This is a genomic window from Kitasatospora sp. NBC_01287, from assembly GCF_026340565.1.
Lineage (GTDB): Bacteria > Actinomycetota > Actinomycetes > Streptomycetales > Streptomycetaceae > Kitasatospora.
Map to the genome: position 1 here is coordinate 4,253,670 of NZ_JAPEPB010000001.1, position 18,065 is coordinate 4,271,734.

The window sequence follows — 18,065 nt, forward strand, 5'->3', positions numbered from 1 at the left end:
GACGGCGACCTGAGGAAGATGGGCACCATGGCAAGGCAGCGGGGGCGGGGACGGGTGGCGGGGTGGTACCACGGGCGGTCGCTGCGGAGTCGGTTGGCGATCCTGACCGCGGCAGCGGTGGCGGTGGCGATCGCGCTGTCGGCGATCGCCTGCTGGTTCTTGGTGAGCCAGCAGCTCTACCAGCAGGTCCGAGCGAACCTGACAGCCAGCCCGCTGGTCCCCGTGGTGGTCACGAGCAACTGCGCAGCTACGCCGTCCGCAGCCCAGGCCAAGGCCGAGCTGTATGCTCCTCCGCACCGCGGCAGTTCAAGCACCAAGCGGCCGCCCCACACCGAGCAGGCCAGTTGGGAGGTCTTCTCCCCGACCGGCTCGCAGGTGTGCCTCATCAACGGCTCCGCCAAGGGGATCCAGATCTCTCCTGGCGACCAGGAAGCTGTCACCAGCGACCAGATCACCTACCGGCCCGGCACCTTCGTGGACGGGACCCCTGCCGACGTCCGGGTCAGCCCCGTCGAGGACGGTTCGGGCAACGTCTACGTCCTGCTCACCGCTCTGCCTGTGAAGAGCGTCCAGGACTCCCTGCAGCGGCTCGCGCTCATCCTGGCCGGTGTCGCCGTCGTGGGAGTCGCCGTTGCGGGCCTCACCGGTCGCATCGTCGCCCGCGCCGCGCTCAAGCCGGTGGACGACCTCACCGACGTGGTCGAGCACATCGCCCGCACCGAGGAGGTCGGCTCCACCATCCCGGTGCAGGGCAACGACGAGATCGCCCGGCTGGCCGGCTCCTTCAACTCCATGAGCGTCGCGCTCGCCAACTCCCGTGAGCGGCAGACCCGGTTGATCGCGGACGCGGGCCACGAGCTGCGTACGCCGCTCACCTCGCTGCGCACCACGGTCGACCTGCTGATCCGCAGCGACGAGACCGGGCGGCCGCTGCCGCCCGCGACCAAGACCAAGCTCCTCGGCAACATGAAGGCGCAGATGCAGGAGCTCACCCTGCTGATCGGCGACCTGCTGCAGCTCTCCCGCCCGGACTCCCCGAAGCCCGGGCAGAACGTGGCGACCGTCGCCTTCCACGAGATCGCCCAGCGCGCCGTGGACCGCGGCAAGCTGCGCGGGCCGAGCCTGGTCTTCAACGTCGAGCTGGAACCGTGGTTCGTCCGCGCCGACGCCGCCGCGCTGGAGCGGGCCGTGATGAACCTGCTCGACAACGCGGTCAAGTACAGCCCGCCCGGCGGCGCCATCGACGTCGTGCTCTCCCAGGGCCGGCTCACCGTGCGCGACCACGGGCCCGGCATCCCGGCCGACGAACTGCAGTACGTCTTCGACCGGTTCTGGCGCTCGCCGTCCTCGCGGCAGCTGCCGGGCTCGGGGCTCGGGCTGTCGATCGTGGCGCAGACCATCCAGGACTCCGGCGGCCAGGTCGCGCTGGGACCCGCCCAGGACGGCGGCCCCGGCGCGCTCGCGGTGGTCCGCCTGCCCGGCTCGGCCGACCAGCCGCCGGCCGTGCCACCGGTGCTGCCCAGGGACTGAGGGCGAGCGCCTCAGCTCCCGACTCAGACCCCCGGCTCGGCCGCCAACTGCCGCTCGGCGCGGATCCGTTCGGCGACCACGTCCTCGGTCATCGCGCGGTCGGTGTAGACCAGCGGACGCTCGGTGTCGGTGATGATGTGCTTGACCACCTGGACATTGCCGTTCACGTCCCAGACGGCGATGCCCGGGGAGAGGGTCGGGATGATCTCCACCGCCCACCGGGGCAGACCCAGCACCCGGCCGGTGGCCCTGGCCTCGTCGGCCTTCTGCATGTAGATGGTCCTGGTCGAGGCCATCTTGAGGATCGCCGAGGCCTCCTTGGCCGCCGCCCCGTCCACCACGTCGGAGAGGTGGTGGACCACGGCGACGAAGGAGAGGCCCAGGCGCCGGCCGAACTTGAGCAGCCGCTGGAAGAGCTGCGCGACGAAGGGGCTGTTGATGATGTGCCAGGCCTCCTCGACCAGGAAGATCCGCTTCCTTCGGTCGGGGCGGATCCAGGTGTGCTCCAGCCAGACGCCCACGATCGCCATCAGGATCGGCATCGCGATCGAGTTGCGGTCGATGTGCGAGAGGTCGAAGACAATCAGCGGCGCGTCCAGGTCGATGCCGTCGGTGGTCGACTCGTCGAACATGCCGCGCAGGTCGCCGTCGACCAGTCGGTCCAGCACCAGCGCCACGTCCAGGCCCCAGGACTGCACCTCCTGCGGGTCGACCCCCAGCGACTCGACCGAGGACAGGTCGGGGCGGCGCAGGGTGTCGATGATGTCGCCCAGGATCGGCTGGCGGTCCGTCACGGTGGCCCGCACATGGGCGTGCGCGGCCTTCAGCGCGAAGCCGGCCCGCTCCTCCAGGCCGCGCCCCATCGCCACCTCGATGATGGTGCGCAGCAGCGAGAGCTGACCGGTGGTGGTGATCGCGGGATCCAGCGGGTTGAGCTTCACCCCGCCGTCCCGGGCCGCCATCGGGTCCAGCCGCACGGACTTTATCCCCAGCGCGTTGGCGATCAGGTTCCACTCGCCGACCCCGTCCTCGCCCTGCGCGTCCAGCACCACCACCTGGCGGTCACGGAACCGCAGCTGGCGCAGCACGTAGGTCTTCTCCAGCGCCGACTTGCCGTTGCCGGACTCGCCGAGCACCAGCCAGTGCGGGGCCGGCAGCTGCTGGCCGTAGAGCTGGAACGGGTCGTAGACGTAGCCCTTGCCGCTGTAGACCTCGCGGCCGATGATCACGCCGGAGTCGCCGAGGCCCGGGGCCGCGGTGGGCAGGTAGACCGCCTGGGCCTGCCCGGTGGAGGTGCGCACCGGCAGCCGGGTGGTCTCCACCTTGCCGAACATCAAGGTGGTGAAGGAGTCGGTCAGGTTGCCGATCGCCACGAGGAGCTCCGGGGGGTCAGCGGCGGATGCCGGTGGCGAACGGGAGGGTGTTGACGAAGGCCCGGTGGTGCTCGCGGTCGCACCACTCCAGCTTGAGGTAGCTCTTGCCCGCCGAGGCCCGGATGGTCCGCTTGTCGCGGGCCAGCGCCTCGGGGCTGCGCGAGGAGACGGTGATGTAGCCGACCAGGTTGACCCCGGCGGCGCCCGAGGCCAGGTCGTCGCCGCGCTGGTCGACCCGGCCGGTGTGGGCCAGGTCGCGCGGGTCGACGGTGCGGTTCATCTTGGCCGCCCGGCTCGCCTCGGCCTCGTCGTTGGTCTTCTCGGTGAGCATCCGCTCGATCGCCACGTCGGTGGGCTCCAGGTCCATGGTGACGGCCACCGTGCGGATCACGTCCGGGGTGTGGACCAGCAGCGGGGCCAGGAAGTTGACGCCGACCGGGGTGAGCGGCCACTCCTTGATCCACGCGGTGGCGTGGCACCAGGGCTCGCGGGTGGTCGACTCGCGGGTCTTGGCGGTCAGGTACTGCGGGTGGGTGGCGTCCAGCTCGGCGGGCCAGGCGTTGCGCCGGCTCATCGCCTGGATGTGGTCGATCGGGTGGTCCGGGTCGTACATCGAGTGCAGCAGCGAGGAGAGCCTGGCCTGGCCCAGCGGCTGCCGCACCCGGATGTCGGCCTCGGCCAACCGGGCGCAGATGTCGGTCAGCTCACGGGCCATCACGGCCGCCAGGCCGTCGTCGTCCCGGGAGCTGTCGCTGGTCGCCCGCTTGTCGTAGGAGGTGCGGCCCATCGCGTGCGCCTCGGCGGCCAGGTCCCGGTTGTAGTGCATGCAGGCGACCAGGTAGGCGCGGTGCTGCTCGGAGGAGGTGGAGACCATCGACTGCAACTGGTCGTAGGAGTCCTTCAACCAGCGCGGGGACTGCTCGTCGCCGCGCCGCTCGACGTCCTTGGCGTGCGCGTCCGGGTCGGCGGGCAGCGTGCGGGCCAGGATCTGCAGCCGGGTCACGAAACCGTCCCCGTTGGCGACGTGCTTGAGCAGCGTGCCGAAGCGGTCGACCAGCGCCTCCTGGTCCTCGGAGTCACGCAGGCCCACGCCCGGGCCCTCGATCTCGATCGCGGCGGTCACCGTGCGCCGCTCCAGGTGCATCAGCACCCCGACCTCGTCCGGCCCGAACGGCGCGCTCAGCCAGCGCAGCCGGCCCACCCCGGGCGGCGGGCCGACCTCGATCTCGCGGCCGTCCAGGCGGGTCCCGGCGTCCATCGCGGTGGACTGCCACAGCGCCCGGCCGCTGCGCACGGTGCGCCGGTAGGTCCGGTTGATCTCGACCCACCTGTAGAAGGTCCGGCGCCGGTAGGGCACGTACACCGCGGCGATCGCCAGCACCGGGAAGCCGACCAGGCCGACGATCCGCAGCACCAGGATCGGCATCAGCAGACCCCAGAGCATGCCCAGGAAGGCGCCGAAGATGATCAGCAGGATCTCCCCGGACTCCCGGTTGCGCCCGATCGGCGCGTTCGGTCGGGCCTTGCCGATCAGATAGGTGCGGCGCTGGTGGATGTACGGCTGGGCGTACTGCCCCCCGTACTGGCCGAGCGGTTCGCTGCTCAAGGTGCGTCACCCTCCCTTCGCTGGGTTCTGTGCCGGGGCCTGGGCGGGTGGCTGGGCGGGTGGGGCCGGGGTGCGCGAGGCGTGCGCGGCGATCCCGGGCGCGACCGAGCCACCACCCGCACCGCCGCCGGAGCCGCCGCCGTCGGCGCCACCGCGCGAGCCGTGGGTGGAGATGCCCTGCTTCACCAGGTTGGCCGGACCGTTGATCATCGCGGAGCCGGCCGACACCGCGCTCGCCCTGGCCTGGCGCAGGTGCAGCATCTCGTCGCCGAAGCCGGGCACGAAGCGGTAGATGGCGGTGCTGGCGAAGATCGACAGGAAGAGGATCGCCAGGCCCGAGAGCACCCGGGCGAAGTCGTCCGAGGCACCGGACCCGCTCGCCACCGCGCTGGCCAGCCCCAGGATGATCACGATCACCGGCTTGGCCAGGTCGATCGCGGTCATCAGGCCGGCCCAGCGGCGCACGTGCTTCCACAGCTGCTTGTCCACCAGGCCCGCGTAGACCGCGGTGCCGAGCAGCGCGCCCACGTAGAGCATCGCGGCCCGGATCAGCAGCTCGATCCAGAGCACCGCGGCGGCCAGCACCGCGACCAGCGAGACCAGGATCAGGATCAGCGGGCCGCCGCCGATGGTGCCGTGCTCCAGGGTGTCGGCCAGCCCGCCGAGGTAGCCGCTGGTGTCCGACTTGGTGCCGGCCGCGATGGCCGCGGTCAGCCCGTCGGTCGCGCCGGTCACGGTGTAGAGGATCAGCGGGGTGAAGGCGGAGGCGACCACGGTCAGCCAGAGGAAGCCGATCGCCTCCGAGAAGGCCTGGGTCAGCGGCACCCCGCGCACCGCGCGCTTGGTCACCGCGAGCAGCCAGAGCACCAGGGTGACCACGGTGGCGCCGGCGAAGACCACGGCGTACTGCTGCAGGAAGCTGGCGTTGGTGAAGTCCACCGAGGTGGTGCCGTCGATCTGGCCGGACAGGCTGCGCACCACCCAGGCGGCGGCCTGCGCGCAGCCCTTGGCGAGGGAGCCGAGGGGGTCGGTGACGGAGCCGACGGTGGAGGAGCCGGGGAGGGAGGTGCCGCCGGTGCCTTGAGCGCAGTAGACGTCACTGCCCGGCAACGGAAGGACGTTGCAGGCGCCCGCCGTCGACGACGGCGACGGCGAGGGCGCCGCGCTCGGCGCCCCCGAGGGCGAGGGCGCCGCGAACGCGCGCTGCGCCAGCAGCAGCGCGCTCAGCTGCACCAGCGCCAGCGCACCCCCGAGCCGCCCGGCCCGGCGCAGCGGGGAGCCTTGCGATGCGTCAGCGGGCATAGCGGAAGCCTCCGAACTGCTGGACGGCGCCGGTGATCTCGTCGGCACTGGCGGCCTGTTGGTCGGCGGAGATGGGGGCGGGCCCGTTCTGGCGGGTGAAGTCGGCGAGCTTCCAGTCCCCGCCGGTCCAGTGCAGGCTCAGCGTGAGGGTGTACCAGTTCTCGGTCACCGGCTTGGTCGAGGAGGTGCCCGCCAGGCCGCCCAGGCCCACGCACCAGACCATCGCCTTGGTGCTGTCGGCGGTGTAGCCGTCGGTGCGGGTGCCGATCGGCACCGCGCGGCTGACGAAGGTGAGGCCCTTGGGCGGCTGACCCTGGGCATCCAGGCCGTAGGCGCCCAGCACATCGGGGGTCATCGCCTGGTCCAGCCGGCCGCGCAGCGCGTCGGCCACCGCCGGGTCGGCGATCGTGCCCAGCACGCTGCGCCGCCCGTCGGCCCGGAACATGTCCGTGCCGCCCAGTGCGACAGCGTAGTTGGCCGCCGCCGACTGGGCCCCCTGCTCGGTGTCCGGGTAGCCGGTGGCGATCCCGTTGCTGGTGGTGCCGACCGGCTGGGCGCCGCTGGGGGCGGTGGCGGTGGCCCCGGCGGGCGGCGGCGGGGCGGCACCGGGCACCTCGCCCGCGCCCGACCCGGAGGACCCGGGCTTGCCGCGGTTGGCGATGGAGATGGCGATCACCAGCAGGGTGACCACCAGCAGGACCGTCAGGAGCTTCCGCAGCGGCCGGGGCTGACGGTTCGGCGGGTAGGGGGAGGACTGTTCGCCGACCGGCAGCCGCGTACGGGTGTGCGGCTGGTCGTCGGGCAACGGCACGGCGGCCCTCCAGGGACAGGGAGCCGGCGGTGGGCTCCAGCGAGACGTTCCGGAACACCCGGCAGCGGCCGGCCCGGCTGACCGCAGGTGGGCCGCCCGGTGCTGGCCGTCCGATTCTGACGGACCGCAGGCGGACCGCTGACCGACCGGTATGACTGTCTGACTGTCAGATGGACATGCCGTACACAATGGTGAACAGAGTGCCCAGGGATCCGATGATGAACACGCCGGTCAGGCCGGCGATGATCAGTCCCTTGCCCTGCTCGGCGCTGAAGGTGTCCCGCATCGCGGTGGCCCCGATCCGCTGCTTCGCCGCACCCCAGACCGCGATCGCCAGGCAGGCCAGGATGGCGACCGCCATCACGACCTCCACCATGATCCGGGCCTCCGAGCCGAGTGTGGAGAAAGGGCCCCAATCCGGGGCGATTCCCCCGATGATGGTGTTGATGTCGCCCTTCGGGGCCGGACTCGGGTCCGCGGCCAGCAGGCCACTCGCGTAACCGTTCACGGCATCGCCCACACTGCTCACCCTGTCACTCACGTGCATTCCTGTCTCACCGCCCGATCAGGCAATTCAAGGCCCACCACCTCAGGAGTGCGAAGGGCTGAGGCCTATTCTTGGCCAGATCTGATGTCGACTTGGCTACTTCTTGAGGATTGGTCGCACGACTTGGGACATGTACGCCAGTATGTCCACCGTACGAAGGATACCGCTCACTCTTTGTATCTCCGATGATTGCGCTGAGCAACGCCCTGCAGAACACTGGTGGGGGTGTCGGCCGATCGACCTGGCGCATGCGAGGGGCATATGCGGACCCGTGTCGCGCCGGAGGCTCCGACCCAGGTTCCGCTGGGACGCAAGCACTCTGACACTGCATCGGGATGGTGCTGATGGTACTCCGGAAAGGCGTCCGAGCGGCGGTCGCGGGTGGAGCTGTTGGTTTCGGCTTCCTGCTGCTGATCGGCGCCGGAACCTATGCGGCCAGCGGCCTCGGACAGGCCCCGGGCAGCAGCGCGGCGCTCGCGCCCGGCACGGTGCCGGCCGCCTATCAGGGCCTGATCCAGCAGTGGGGCGCCAAGTGTCCGGAGATCTCGCCGCCGATGCTGGCCGCCCAGCTCTACCAGGAGAGCGGCTTCGATCCGTCAGCGCGCAGCGGGGTGGGAGCCCTTGGCCTGGCCCAGTTCATGCCGGGCACCTGGGCCGAGTACGCGGTGGACGGCGACGGCGACGGCAAGAAGGACGTCTGGGACCCGGCCGACGCGATCGCCTCCGCCGCCACCTACGACTGCGACCTCGCCCACGACGTCGCCGACATCCCGGGCGACCGCCAGGCCAACATGCTCGCCGCCTACAACGGCGGCGAGGACAACGTCCGCAAGTACCAGGGCATCCCGCCCTTCGCCGAGACCCAGGGCTACGTCCGCTCGATCCAGGCCCTCATGCAGAGCTTCAGCGCGCCGACCAGCACCGTGGCCGTCTCCCCGCAGGCCTCCGGCGCCATCTACTTCGCCCAGACCAAGCTCGGCACCCCCTACCAGTGGGGCGGTGAGGGCCTGGCCTCGCAGAACTACGAGTTCGACTGCTCCGGCCTGACCCAGGCCGCCTACCTCTCGGTCGGCATCACCCTGCCCCGGGTGGCCAACGACCAGTGGTACGCCGGCCAGCACCCCTCACGCGACCAACTGCGCCCCGGCGACCTGGTCTTCTTCGCCAACGACCTGACCGACCCGCGCAGCATCCACCACGTCGGCATCTACGTCGGCGGCGGCTACATGATCGACGCCCCGCACACCGGCGCGGTGGTCCGCTACGACTCCATCGACCAGAAGGACTACATCGGCGCCACCCGGGTCACCCAGGACGGCGCGGCGGCGCTGCCGGTGCGCGACAACAGCGGCAACGGCAACATCACCGGCGGCTCCGACCCCGGTGCCACCGCCCCCGGCCAGCAGCAGAGCACCACGCCGACCCCCGCCCCCTCGACCCCGCCGGCCGGCACACCACCGGCCGCCGCCGCGCTGCCGGCGCCCGACGCCACCGTCAGGACGGGCAAGCAGGCCTGACGGCACGGCAGTCCTGACGGCGCACCAGATCCGAGCCGTTCACGTCAAGTTTCCATAACACCCGCTCGGCGTGGAACGCTGTGACCTGCCCGGCTCGTTCTTCAAGGCGCACTGACCACACCGCGGAGCACAGGAGGTACGGCGTGTCGACGCTGTCGGCCGACACCACCAACCCCGACCTCGAACTGCTCTACACGGTCAACGGCTGGGCCAAGGGTTCCCCCGCCTGGCTCGACACGCTGGTCTCCTGGATCGGCGAGTACGGCATCCTGCTCGGCCTGGTCGCACTCTGCGCCGCGGCCTGGCTGCGGGCCCGCCGCAGACCCAACGCACCGGTGGCGGTGGCCGGGGTGCTCTGGGCCCCGCTGGCGATGGCGCTGGCGGAGCTGGCCAACCTGCCGATCTCGGCGATCGTGGGCCGGCCGCGCCCCTTCGTGAACCACCCGGGGCTGGACGTCCTGGTGGCCGGCAAGGCCGGCACCTACTCCTTCGTCAGCGACCACGCGACCATGTCGATGGCGGTGGCCGTGGCGCTCTTCCTGGTCGACCGCCGGCTGGGCGCGCTGGCCGGCTCGCTGGCCGCGCTCCAGGGCTTCTGCCGGATCTTCATGGGCGTGCACTACCCGACCGACGTGCTCGGCGGCTACGCGCTGGCCACCGCGGTGGTGCTGCTGCTGGCCCCGCTCGCGATGTCCGTGCTGGTGCCGCTCTGCCACGCCCTGGCCCGCACTACGGCCGCACCGCTGATCACCGCGGGGCCGGCCGGCACCCCGCGCGGCGGGCGCCGCCGGCGCGGCGGGACGGGCGGCGGCCGCTCGCTGCCGGAGCCGGAGCACGCCGCCCCCGCCGACTCGGACCTCGCCGCCTGAGCGCACCGCACGCAACGCCGCCGACAGCACCAGCCGGGTCCTAGTCCTGCGGCGGGCCCGCCAGGTGCTCGGCCGCGTCCCGCCGGGCCCGGTCGCGCGAGCGCCGCCCGGGCGCGAACCAGCCGCAGTCGCAGGAGGCGTAGGCGAAGGACCCGCGCTCGGTGATCCGTACCTGGTGTGCGGTTGGTCCGCTGTCGTGTCCATCGCGGGAGTCGGCCTGGGCCGACGGCTCCGTATACACGCGCTCCACGGTAACCCGCCCAAATGAACGCACGGCGCGCGCCGATCGCCGCGCGCCACCCCGCCCGTAACCGGCACGGTGGCCGGTCGTTCTCGGCAGTAACGGCCTCGCCCATCCAGGGGCGGCGGCCCGCCGGTCGTCCGACCCGAGGGGGCCGGATCACCATGGGGGTTGAGATCACCATGACCACGTCGCGCTCCGCCCGTCTCCTCGGCCCGGTGGCGGCCACCGCACTGCTGGCCGCCGCGCTCACGGCCTGCGGCGGCGCCTCCGGGGGCTCCACCGACACCAGCGGTGCCGGAGCGGCGAGCCCGGTCGCCGACAAGCTCGCCGACGACCCGCTGACGGCCGTGCGCAACGCCGCCGACATCACCGGGCGCACCGGTTCGGTGCAGGCCGCCACCCAGCTGACCACCGAGTCGGGCGAGAAGAAGGCCGCGTTCACCGGCAGCGGCGGGTACGACTTCGCCAAGCGGATCGGCCGCCTGGAGGTGCAGGTGCCGCCCGGCGCCGCGACCACCGGCAAGGTGGTCGAGGTGGTCGAGCCCGGCATCGTCTTCCTGCAGAACAGCGGCGCCAAGGTGCCCGCCGGCAAGTGGGTCGAGCTGGACGTGCGCCAGCTCGCCGACGGCAATCTGATCAGCAACGGCGCCACCGACCCGGCCACCGCCGCCGCGGCGCTGCGCGGCGTCCAGCAGGCCTCGGTGGTCGGCGACGAGACGGTGGGCGGCGTGCCCCTCAAGCACTACCAGGGCACCCTGGACCTGGCGAAGGCCGCCAACGCCACCGGCGGCCAGGCGGCGAACGGGCTGCGGATGGCGGCCGGCACCTTCACCGTCAAGGCGATCCCGTTCGAGGCCTGGCTGGACTCCCAGGGCCGGCTGAACAAGGTGGTCGAGGTCTTCAGCTTCGCCGGGATCGCCGGTTCCAAGGACCCCAAGGACCAGGTGAAGGTGACCTCCTCGGTCGCCTACAGCGGCTTCGGCCGGCCGGTGCAGGCCGCCGAGCCGGCCGCCGCGGACGTGGTCGAGATGACGGAGTCCGGCTCACCGAAGTGACGCCCTGTCATGCCCTTGTCGGCAGTCACCCGTTTCGGCGGCAGAGATGGCCCGTCCGTGCCATGGGGGCCGGGCCCGCCACTCTCTACGCTGGAGAACGGGTGGCTCCCGCCCCGGCGTACGGGTGGTGAAGGGGTGGTGCGGGGTGTCGTCGTCCTCAGCGGATCGAGCGGATCGCACAGGCGGCCACGAGAGCGCGGCCCTCGATGAGATCGAGCTGGCCGGCGAGCTGATGATCGCCGCCACGGCCAGCAGTGCCGAGCGGCTGCCCACGGCCCGGATCGACGAGGTGCTGCTGCACCAGCAGCCCCAGGCCGCCCCCGCCGAGGGCCCCGCCGACGCGACCGCCCGGCGCGGGCCCCGGCGCCGGCACGGGGACGAGGGCCCGGCCCCGGTCAGCTCCGCAGCAGCCGGCTGATCGCGGCCATCGCCTCGGCCACCTTGTCGTCCATCGCCTCGCCGCCCTCCTCGACGGCGGCCGCCACGCAGTGCTTGATGTGCTCTTCGAGCAGGGAGAGCGCGAAGGACTGCAGCGCCTTGGTGCTGGCCGAGACCTGGGTGAGGATGTCGATGCAGTAGACGTCCTCCTCCACCATCCGCTGCAGGCCCCGGGCCTGACCCTCGATCCGGCGCAGCCGCTTGAGGTGGTCCGCCTTGTGCGCGCTGTACCCGTGCGGGCCGTGGCCGGCGGGCGCGGCGGCGTTGCTGTCCGTGCTGCTGCTGGTGCTCATCGGCCTGCCCCGTTCTCGTCCTCGCCCGGCCGATCGCCGCCGGTGCTCCCCAGTGTCCCGCACCGCGGGCGGCCGCGGGGGTTCCCCCGTCCGGGCGGCTGATCCTGATCACCAGGTGCCCATCGGGGGCAATCCACCCGAGGTTCCGTCAGACTGGGACCTCACGCCCGCACGCCGACGTACGGGGGCCGAACGGGTACAGGTCAAGCTGTGGCCGGAAGAGGAGCATCCGGTTCCCCGCCGCGCACCCCGTTTGCACAACCCTGACGCAGAGCACCTAGCATCGTTCAGTCCACTCCCCGCTCATCGGAGACTTCCGTGCGTTTTAGCCTGACCCCGAAGGAGACGAGCTTCTACGACATGTTCGCCGCGGCCGCGGAGAACCTGGTCGTCGGATCGAAGCTCCTGCTGGAACTGCTGGGCTCAGACGTGTCGTCCCGTGCGGAGATCGTCGAGCGCATGCGCGCCGCCGAGCACGCCGGCGACGACACCACCCATGCGATCTTCCACCAGCTCAACTCCTCCTTCATCACGCCGTTCGACCGCGAGGACATCTACAACCTGGCCTCCTCGCTGGACGACATCATGGACTTCATGGAGGAGGCCGTCGACCTGGTCGTCCTCTACGACATCCAGACCCTCCCGCGCGGGGTCGAGCAGCAGATCGAGGTGCTGGCCCGGGCCGCGGAACTGACCGCCGAGGCGATGCCGAACCTGCGCAGCCTCTCGCACCTGACCGAGTACTGGATCGAGATCAACCGGCTGGAGAACCAGGCCGACCAGATCCACCGCAAGCTGCTCGCCCACCTCTTCAGCGGCCAGTACGAGGCGATCGAGGTGCTCAAGCTCAAGCAGGTGGTGGACGTGCTGGAAGAGGCGGCCGACGCGTTCGAGCACGTCGCCAACACGGTGGAGACCATCGCCGTCAAGGAGTCCTGACCAGCGTGGACATGGCAGCACTCATCTGCGTCATCGGCGTGGCGTTCTTCTTCACCTACACCAACGGCTTCCACGACTCGGCGAACGCGATCGCCACCTCGGTCTCCACCCGGGCGCTCACTCCCAGGGCCGCCCTGGCGATGGCCGCGGTGATGAACCTGGCCGGTGCCTTCCTCGGCAGCGGCGTGGCGCAGACCGTCTCCAAGGGGCTGATCGACACCCCCCAGGGCAGCAAGGGGATGACCGTCCTCTTCGGCGCCCTGGTCGGCGCGATCGCCTGGAACCTGGTCACCTGGTACTTCGGCCTGCCGTCCTCCTCCTCGCACGCGCTCTTCGGCGGCCTGGTCGGCGCGGCCCTCGCGGCCGGCACCGGGGTGATCTGGAGCGGGGTGATCGACAAGGTCATCATCCCGATGCTGCTCTCGCCGGTCGTCGGCCTGGTCTTCGGCTACCTGGCGATGCTGGCCATCCTCTGGCTCTTCCGCCGGGCCAACCCGCACCGCGCCAAGCGCAACTTCCGGGTCGCGCAGACCGCCTCGGCCGCCGCGATGGCGCTGGCCCACGGCCTGCAGGACGCCCAGAAGACGATGGGCATCGTGGTGATGGCGCTGACCATCTCGGGCCACCAGAGCGGCAGCGGCATCCCGATCTGGGTCAAGGTCTCCTGCGCCACCATGCTCTCGCTGGGCACCTACGCGGGCGGCTGGCGGATCATGCGGACGCTGGGCCGCAAGATCATCGAGCTGGACCCGCCGCAGGGCTTCGCCGCCGAGTCCACCTCCGCGACGATCATGTACGTGACCTCGTACGTCTTCAAGGCGCCGATCTCCACCACCCACGTGATCACCTCGGCGATCATGGGCGTGGGGGCGACCAAGCGGATCCGCGCGGTGCGCTGGGGCGTGGCCAAGAACATCGTGCTGGGCTGGTTCATCACGATGCCCGCCGCGGCCCTGGTCGCCGCCGGTGCCTACGCCCTGACCGACCTGGTCGTCGGCTGACAGACGGCGCCCCGGGGGGCACCCCCGCCCGGGGCCGCCCACCCGGCCGGCCGGCCGCTCGGCGACGAGACCCGCCCACCGGCCATGGGCACAGCGAAAGAGGGCCCGCCCCCGTGTCCCGGGGGCGGGCCCTCCCTCATGCTCCGCGGCGGCACCGCCATGCAGCGCCGAGGAGCAGTTCGCGGCGGTGCGACTTAACCGAAGCGGCCCGAGATGTAGTCCTCGGTCGCCTGCACCGACGGGTTGGAGAAGATCCGCTGGGTGTCGTCCAGCTCGATCAGCTTGCCCGGCTGGCCGACCCCGGCCAGGTTGAAGAAGGCGGTGCGGTCGGAGACGCGCGCCGCCTGCTGCATGTTGTGGGTCACGATGACGATCGTGAACCGCTCCTTGAGCTCGCCGATCAGGTCCTCGATCGCCAGCGTGGAGATCGGGTCAAGCGCCGAGCAGGGCTCGTCCATCAGCAGCACCTGGGGCTCGACCGCGATCGCGCGGGCGATGCAGAGCCGCTGCTGCTGGCCACCGGAGAGGCCGGCACCCGGCTTGTTCAGCCGGTCCTTGACCTCGTTCCACAGGTTGGCGCCCTTGAGCGAGTTCTCCACCACGCCGTCCAGCACCGAGCGCTTCCGCACACCCGCGAGCTTCAGCCCCGCGACCACGTTCTCGTAGATCGACATGGTCGGGAACGGGTTCGGCCGCTGGAAGACCATCCCGACGGTGCGGCGCACCGCCACCGGGTCGACGCTCGCGCCGTAGAGGTTCTCGTCGTCCAGCAGGACCTTGCCCTCGACCCGGGCGCCCGGGATCACCTCGTGCATCCGGTTGAGGGTGCGCAGGAAAGTGGACTTGCCGCAGCCGGAGGGGCCGATGAAGGCGGTCACCGAGCGGGGTTCGACGGTCATCGAGATGTCCTCGATGGCCTTGGTGCCCCCGTAGTAGGCCGACAGTCCGCTGACGTCGATGCGCTTAGCCATGATCTTTCGTCTTCTCTCGTCTGTTCGTACGTCAGTCGGTCGGTCAGCGTCCGCCCTTGGGCGAGCGCCACCATGCGATCGCCCGGGCGATGAGGTTGAGCCCCATCACGAAGGCGATCAGCACGAGCGCGGCGCCCCAGGCGCGGGCATAGCCGTACTGGTTGTTGACCTGTGCGTACTGCTGCCAGATGTAGACCGGCAGGTTCATCTGCGGCCCCACGAAGGGGTTCGAGTTGATCGAGCTCGAGACGAACACCAGCATCATCACCGGTGCGGTCTCGCCCGTGATCCGGGCGACCGCGAGCATCACACCGGTGGTGATACCGCCGATCGCGGTCGGCAGGACAACCCGCAGGATGGTCTTCCACTTGGGCACGCCGAGCGCGTACGAGGCTTCGCGCAGCTCGTTCGGAACGAGCTTGAGCATCTCCTCGGTGGAGCGCACGATCACCGGCATCATCAGGATGGCCAGCGCGAGGCTGCCCGAGAAGCCGGAGTAGGCGAACCCGAGTGCGAGGTTCCAGACGGAGAGGATGAACAGACCGGCGACGATGGACGGGATGCCCGTCATCACGTCGACGAAGAAGGTGACCACCTTGGCGAGCCCACCACGGCCGTACTCGACCAGGTAGACGGCGGTGAGCAGACCGACCGGGGCCGCCATCGCGGTGGCCAGACCGACCTGCTGCAAGGTGCCCAGCAGTGCGTGGTAGATGCCGCCGCCGGGCCCCGAGGAGAGCACGCCGCGCATCGAGTGGGTGAGGAAGTCGCCGTTCACCACGCCGGCACCCTGCTGGATCGTGTAGATCAGCAGCGAGGCCAGCGGGACCACGGCCAGGATGAAGGCGACCCAGACCAGCGAGGTCGCCAGCCGGTCCTTGGCCTGCCGGCGGCCCTCCACCGTGGTCGAGACGGTGTAGCTGACCACCACGAAGAGCAGCGCGGCGAGCAGGCCCCACTGCAGGTGGCTGCGCAGTCCGGCGACCGCGCCGATCCCGCAGCCCAGCACGATGGCGAGCGCGGCGATCGCGGCCGGGGCCCACTTGGGCAGGCGCGCGGCGGTCAGGGTGTGGTTGAGCGCGGAGACCGGCGAGCGGTCCGCCGTAGAGGTCGCGGTGGTCATGCGTTCGCCCCCGAGTACTCCTTGCGACGGGCGATGATCAGCCGCGCCGTGCCGTTGACCAGCAGGGTGATCACGAACAGCACCAGGCCGGAGGCCATCAGCGCGTCCGTGCCGACCTTGCCGGCCTCACCGTATTTGAGCGCGATGTTCTGCGCGAAGGTGCCGCCGCCCGCGTCCAGCAGGTGCAGCGAGAGGACGTCGCTGGTGGAGAGCACGGTGGCGACCGCGATGGTCTCGCCCAGCGCGCGGCCCAGGCCCAGCATCGAGGCCGAGATGATGCCCGGACGCCCGAACGGGATCACCGCGGTGCGGATCATCTCCCAGCGGGTGGCGCCGAGCGCGAGCGCCGCCTCCTCGTGCATCCGCGGCACCTGGCGGAACACCTCGCGGCTGACCGCGGTGATGATCGGCAGGACCATGATGGCCAGCAGGATGCCGACGGTGAACAGGTTGCGGGCCGGGGCCCCGGGGTGGCTCACCTTGAAGAGGTAGGTCCAGCCGAGGTACTCGTTCAACCAGCTGTTCAGGCCCGCCATGTGCGGCACCAGGTAGAGCGCGCCCCACAGGCCGTAGACGATGCTGGGCACGGCGGCCAGCAGGTCGACCAGGTAGGCGAACGGCTGGGCGATCCGGCGCGGCGCGTAGTGCGAGATGAAGAGCGCGATCCCGATCGCCACCGGAACCGCGATGAGCATCGCGATGGCGGCGCTGGCGATGGTGCCGAAGGCCAGGACGGCGATGCCGAAGCTGGGCTTCAGGAGGTTGTCCGGGTCCCACCCGAAGGTGGTGAGGAAGTTCGTCTGGTCCTTGCTGATGGCGTTCCCGCTGCGCCAGACCAGGAAGGCCGCGATGGCCCCCATGATCACCAGCAGCAGGATGCCGGACCCGGCCGACAGGCCGAAGAAGAGCCCGTCACCGAAGCGGCTGTTGCCCTTCAGCGAGCTCGTCCTGGGCTCCTGGGTCGGCGCCGGCCGCTGGGACGAGGTGTCCTCGGGCCGATCCCCCTGGGTCGGGGAGGCGGAAGCGGGTGGTCCCGACTTCGTGTAGTCGGGAGGTGGGGAGGAGGTCATGAGGTCAAGTTCTCCGGTCTGGCGGCGCTGCCCCGGTGGAGGGGCGGCACCATGGCGGCGGTGCCCCGGACGATGGTGTGCGGTGGGTGAAGCCCGGCAGCGGTCCCGTCCCCCCCATACGGGACCGCCGGCCGGTGGTGCGGTGCTGCGATCAGGCGATGGTCGGGATGACGGCCTTCACCTTGTCGGTCACGACCTTGGGCAGCGGGACGAAGCCCTTGTTGCCGATGGCGGCCTGGCCGGCGTCGCTGATGGTGTAGGTCAGGAACGACTTCACGGTGTCGAGGGTCGCGGCCTGGTTGCCCTTGTCGCAGACGATCTCGTAGGTGACCAGCACGATCGGGTACGCGTTGTCGGTCTTGGTCGCGTAGTCCAGGCTCAGCGCGAGGTCGTTGCCGGTGCCGACGAACTTGGCGGTGGCGATCGTGGTGGCGGCGTTGGCGGCGGTGGCCGCGACCGGCTGGCTGGCACCGGTGGAGATCAGCGCGCTGTTCAGGTTGTTGGACTGCGCGAAGGACAGCTCGGCGTAGCCGATCGAGCCCGCCGTGGCCTTGACCTGCGAGGAGACACCGGCCGAGCCGCTGGCCGACTGGCCACCCTTGCCGGCCCAGGTCTTGCTGACCGGGTAGGTCCAGGTGTTGTTGGAGGCGGCGGCCAGGTAGGCGGTCAGGTTCTGCGTGGTGCCCGAGTCGTCCGAGCGGTGGAAGGCCTGGATCGGCAGGTCCGGCAGCGTGGCGGTCGGGTTCAGCGCCTTGATCGCCGGGTCGTTCCAGTTGGTGATCTCCGAGTTGAAGATCTTGGCGATGGTCGGCGCGTCCAGGACGAGGTTGCTCACGCCCTGCACGTTGTAGATGATCGAGACGAGGCCGCCCACCATCGGCAGGTCGATGCCCTGGCCACCGGGGCAGACCGCCTTGGAGGAGGCGACATCGGCGGGCTTCAGCGCGGCGTCCGAGCCGGCGAAGGCGATCTTGCCCTGGTTGAACTGCTGGACACCGGCGCCGGAGCCGACACCGTTGTAGTTCAGCGTGCTTCCGGAGCAGGCGTCACCGTAGGCGGTCTTCCAGACGTCGATGGCGTCCGTCTGGGCGGTGGAGCCGGCGCCCAGGAACGGGGCCTGCTTCGAGGCGCAGCTGATCGCCGCCGCGCTCGCGCTGCTGCCACCGGAGGTGGAGCTGCTGGCGGTGGTGTTGTTGTCGGAGCCGCAGGCCGCGAGCGACAGCGAGCTGACGAGCGCCACGGCACCGATCGCGAGGGCCTTGGTGCGGCCGTTCCGCTGGAGCTTCACAGGGTGTCCCTTTCTTTGGCACAGCCCGCACGGGTCCCACCGGGAAGTGGTCGGACGGAAGGGGCGTTGCTGTTGGTCCGGGGCCTCT

18 protein-coding genes are annotated in these 18,065 nt (G+C 70.9%); 7 read left to right on the forward strand and 11 right to left on the reverse strand.

The features are described from left to right. Positions 1-93 precede the first annotated feature (93 nt). A complete protein-coding gene (locus OG455_RS18045; protein WP_323185532.1) occupies positions 94-1,530 on the forward strand; it encodes a HAMP domain-containing sensor histidine kinase in 1,437 nt (478 codons plus the stop codon). Between the two features lie 23 nt (positions 1,531-1,553). Here the strand turns inward: OG455_RS18045 and OG455_RS18050 are convergent, their stop codons facing one another. The 5 genes from OG455_RS18050 to OG455_RS18070 form a co-directional block, all read right to left on the reverse strand. Continuing rightward, the gene (locus tag OG455_RS18050; protein WP_266300855.1) at positions 1,554-2,864 is read right to left on the reverse strand and encodes an ATP-binding protein; all 1,311 of its coding nucleotides are present in this window, start codon (positions 2,862-2,864) and stop codon (positions 1,554-1,556) included. Positions 2,865-2,919: 55 nt separating this feature from the next. Continuing rightward, entirely contained in the window at positions 2,920-4,509 is a 1,590-nt protein-coding gene (locus OG455_RS18055) for an SCO6880 family protein (protein ID WP_266294962.1), read from the reverse strand. A 6-nt stretch (positions 4,510-4,515) separates the two neighbouring features. After that, on the reverse strand, positions 4,516-5,811 hold the full coding sequence (locus tag OG455_RS18060; RefSeq protein ID WP_266294964.1) for a hypothetical protein: 1,296 nt from the start codon (positions 5,809-5,811) through the stop codon (positions 4,516-4,518). Continuing rightward, on the reverse strand, positions 5,801-6,622 hold the full coding sequence (locus tag OG455_RS18065) for a hypothetical protein (RefSeq protein ID WP_266294966.1): 822 nt from the start codon (positions 6,620-6,622) through the stop codon (positions 5,801-5,803). Before OG455_RS18065 ends, OG455_RS18060 begins: the two co-directional genes overlap by 11 nt. 166 nt (positions 6,623-6,788) lie before the next feature. Continuing rightward, positions 6,789-7,109 (reverse strand): hypothetical protein, encoded by a 321-nt coding sequence (locus OG455_RS18070; protein WP_266300856.1) that lies wholly within the window; start codon positions 7,107-7,109, stop codon positions 6,789-6,791. Between the two features lie 404 nt (positions 7,110-7,513). Between OG455_RS18070 and OG455_RS18075 the strand changes: the two genes are divergently transcribed. Then, positions 7,514-8,686, forward strand: coding sequence for a C40 family peptidase (locus OG455_RS18075; protein WP_266294968.1), 1,173 nt, complete (start codon positions 7,514-7,516; stop codon positions 8,684-8,686). A gap of 143 nt (positions 8,687-8,829) precedes the next feature. Next, positions 8,830-9,555, forward strand: a complete 726-nt coding sequence (locus OG455_RS18080) for a phosphatase PAP2 family protein (protein WP_266294970.1) — start codon at positions 8,830-8,832, stop codon at positions 9,553-9,555. Between the two features lie 40 nt (positions 9,556-9,595). On the opposite strand, the gene OG455_RS18085 is transcribed toward OG455_RS18080, so the two are convergent. Continuing rightward, positions 9,596-9,796, reverse strand: coding sequence for a hypothetical protein (locus OG455_RS18085; RefSeq protein WP_266294972.1), 201 nt, complete (start codon positions 9,794-9,796; stop codon positions 9,596-9,598). A 182-nt stretch (positions 9,797-9,978) separates the two neighbouring features. Here OG455_RS18085 and OG455_RS18090 point away from each other — a divergent pair, with 182 nt between their 5' ends. Then, on the forward strand, positions 9,979-10,854 hold the full coding sequence (locus OG455_RS18090; RefSeq protein WP_266294974.1) for a hypothetical protein: 876 nt from the start codon (positions 9,979-9,981) through the stop codon (positions 10,852-10,854). 232 nt (positions 10,855-11,086) lie between these two features. Continuing rightward, positions 11,087-11,272: a hypothetical protein gene (locus OG455_RS18095; RefSeq protein ID WP_266300857.1), complete on the forward strand. Its 186-nt coding sequence runs from the start codon at positions 11,087-11,089 to the stop codon at positions 11,270-11,272. Here OG455_RS18095 and OG455_RS18100 read toward each other — a convergent pair. Next, positions 11,250-11,585, reverse strand: coding sequence for a metal-sensitive transcriptional regulator (locus tag OG455_RS18100; protein WP_266294976.1), 336 nt, complete (start codon positions 11,583-11,585; stop codon positions 11,250-11,252). The two genes, OG455_RS18095 and OG455_RS18100, sit on opposite strands and share 23 nt — an antisense overlap. Before the next feature lie 318 nt (positions 11,586-11,903). Here OG455_RS18100 and OG455_RS18105 point away from each other — a divergent pair, with 318 nt between their 5' ends. Next, a complete protein-coding gene (locus tag OG455_RS18105) occupies positions 11,904-12,524 on the forward strand; it encodes a DUF47 domain-containing protein (protein ID WP_266294978.1) in 621 nt (206 codons plus the stop codon). A 5-nt stretch (positions 12,525-12,529) separates the two neighbouring features. Next, positions 12,530-13,525, forward strand: coding sequence for an inorganic phosphate transporter (locus OG455_RS18110; RefSeq protein WP_266294980.1), 996 nt, complete (start codon positions 12,530-12,532; stop codon positions 13,523-13,525). A 194-nt stretch (positions 13,526-13,719) separates the two neighbouring features. Here the strand turns inward: OG455_RS18110 and pstB are convergent, their stop codons facing one another. From pstB to pstS, 4 genes are all read right to left on the reverse strand, one after another. After that, a complete protein-coding gene (gene pstB / locus OG455_RS18115) occupies positions 13,720-14,496 on the reverse strand; it encodes a phosphate ABC transporter ATP-binding protein PstB (RefSeq protein WP_266294982.1) in 777 nt (258 codons plus the stop codon). A 43-nt stretch (positions 14,497-14,539) separates the two neighbouring features. Beyond that, on the reverse strand, positions 14,540-15,619 hold the full coding sequence (pstA, locus tag OG455_RS18120) for a phosphate ABC transporter permease PstA (RefSeq protein ID WP_266294984.1): 1,080 nt from the start codon (positions 15,617-15,619) through the stop codon (positions 14,540-14,542). After that, positions 15,616-16,689 (reverse strand): phosphate ABC transporter permease subunit PstC, encoded by a 1,074-nt coding sequence (gene pstC / locus OG455_RS18125; RefSeq protein WP_266294986.1) that lies wholly within the window; start codon positions 16,687-16,689, stop codon positions 15,616-15,618. Before pstC ends, pstA begins: the two co-directional genes overlap by 4 nt. A gap of 151 nt (positions 16,690-16,840) precedes the next feature. After that, entirely contained in the window at positions 16,841-17,977 is a 1,137-nt protein-coding gene (pstS, locus tag OG455_RS18130) for a phosphate ABC transporter substrate-binding protein PstS (RefSeq protein WP_266294988.1), read from the reverse strand. Positions 17,978-18,065: the final 88 nt, after the last annotated feature.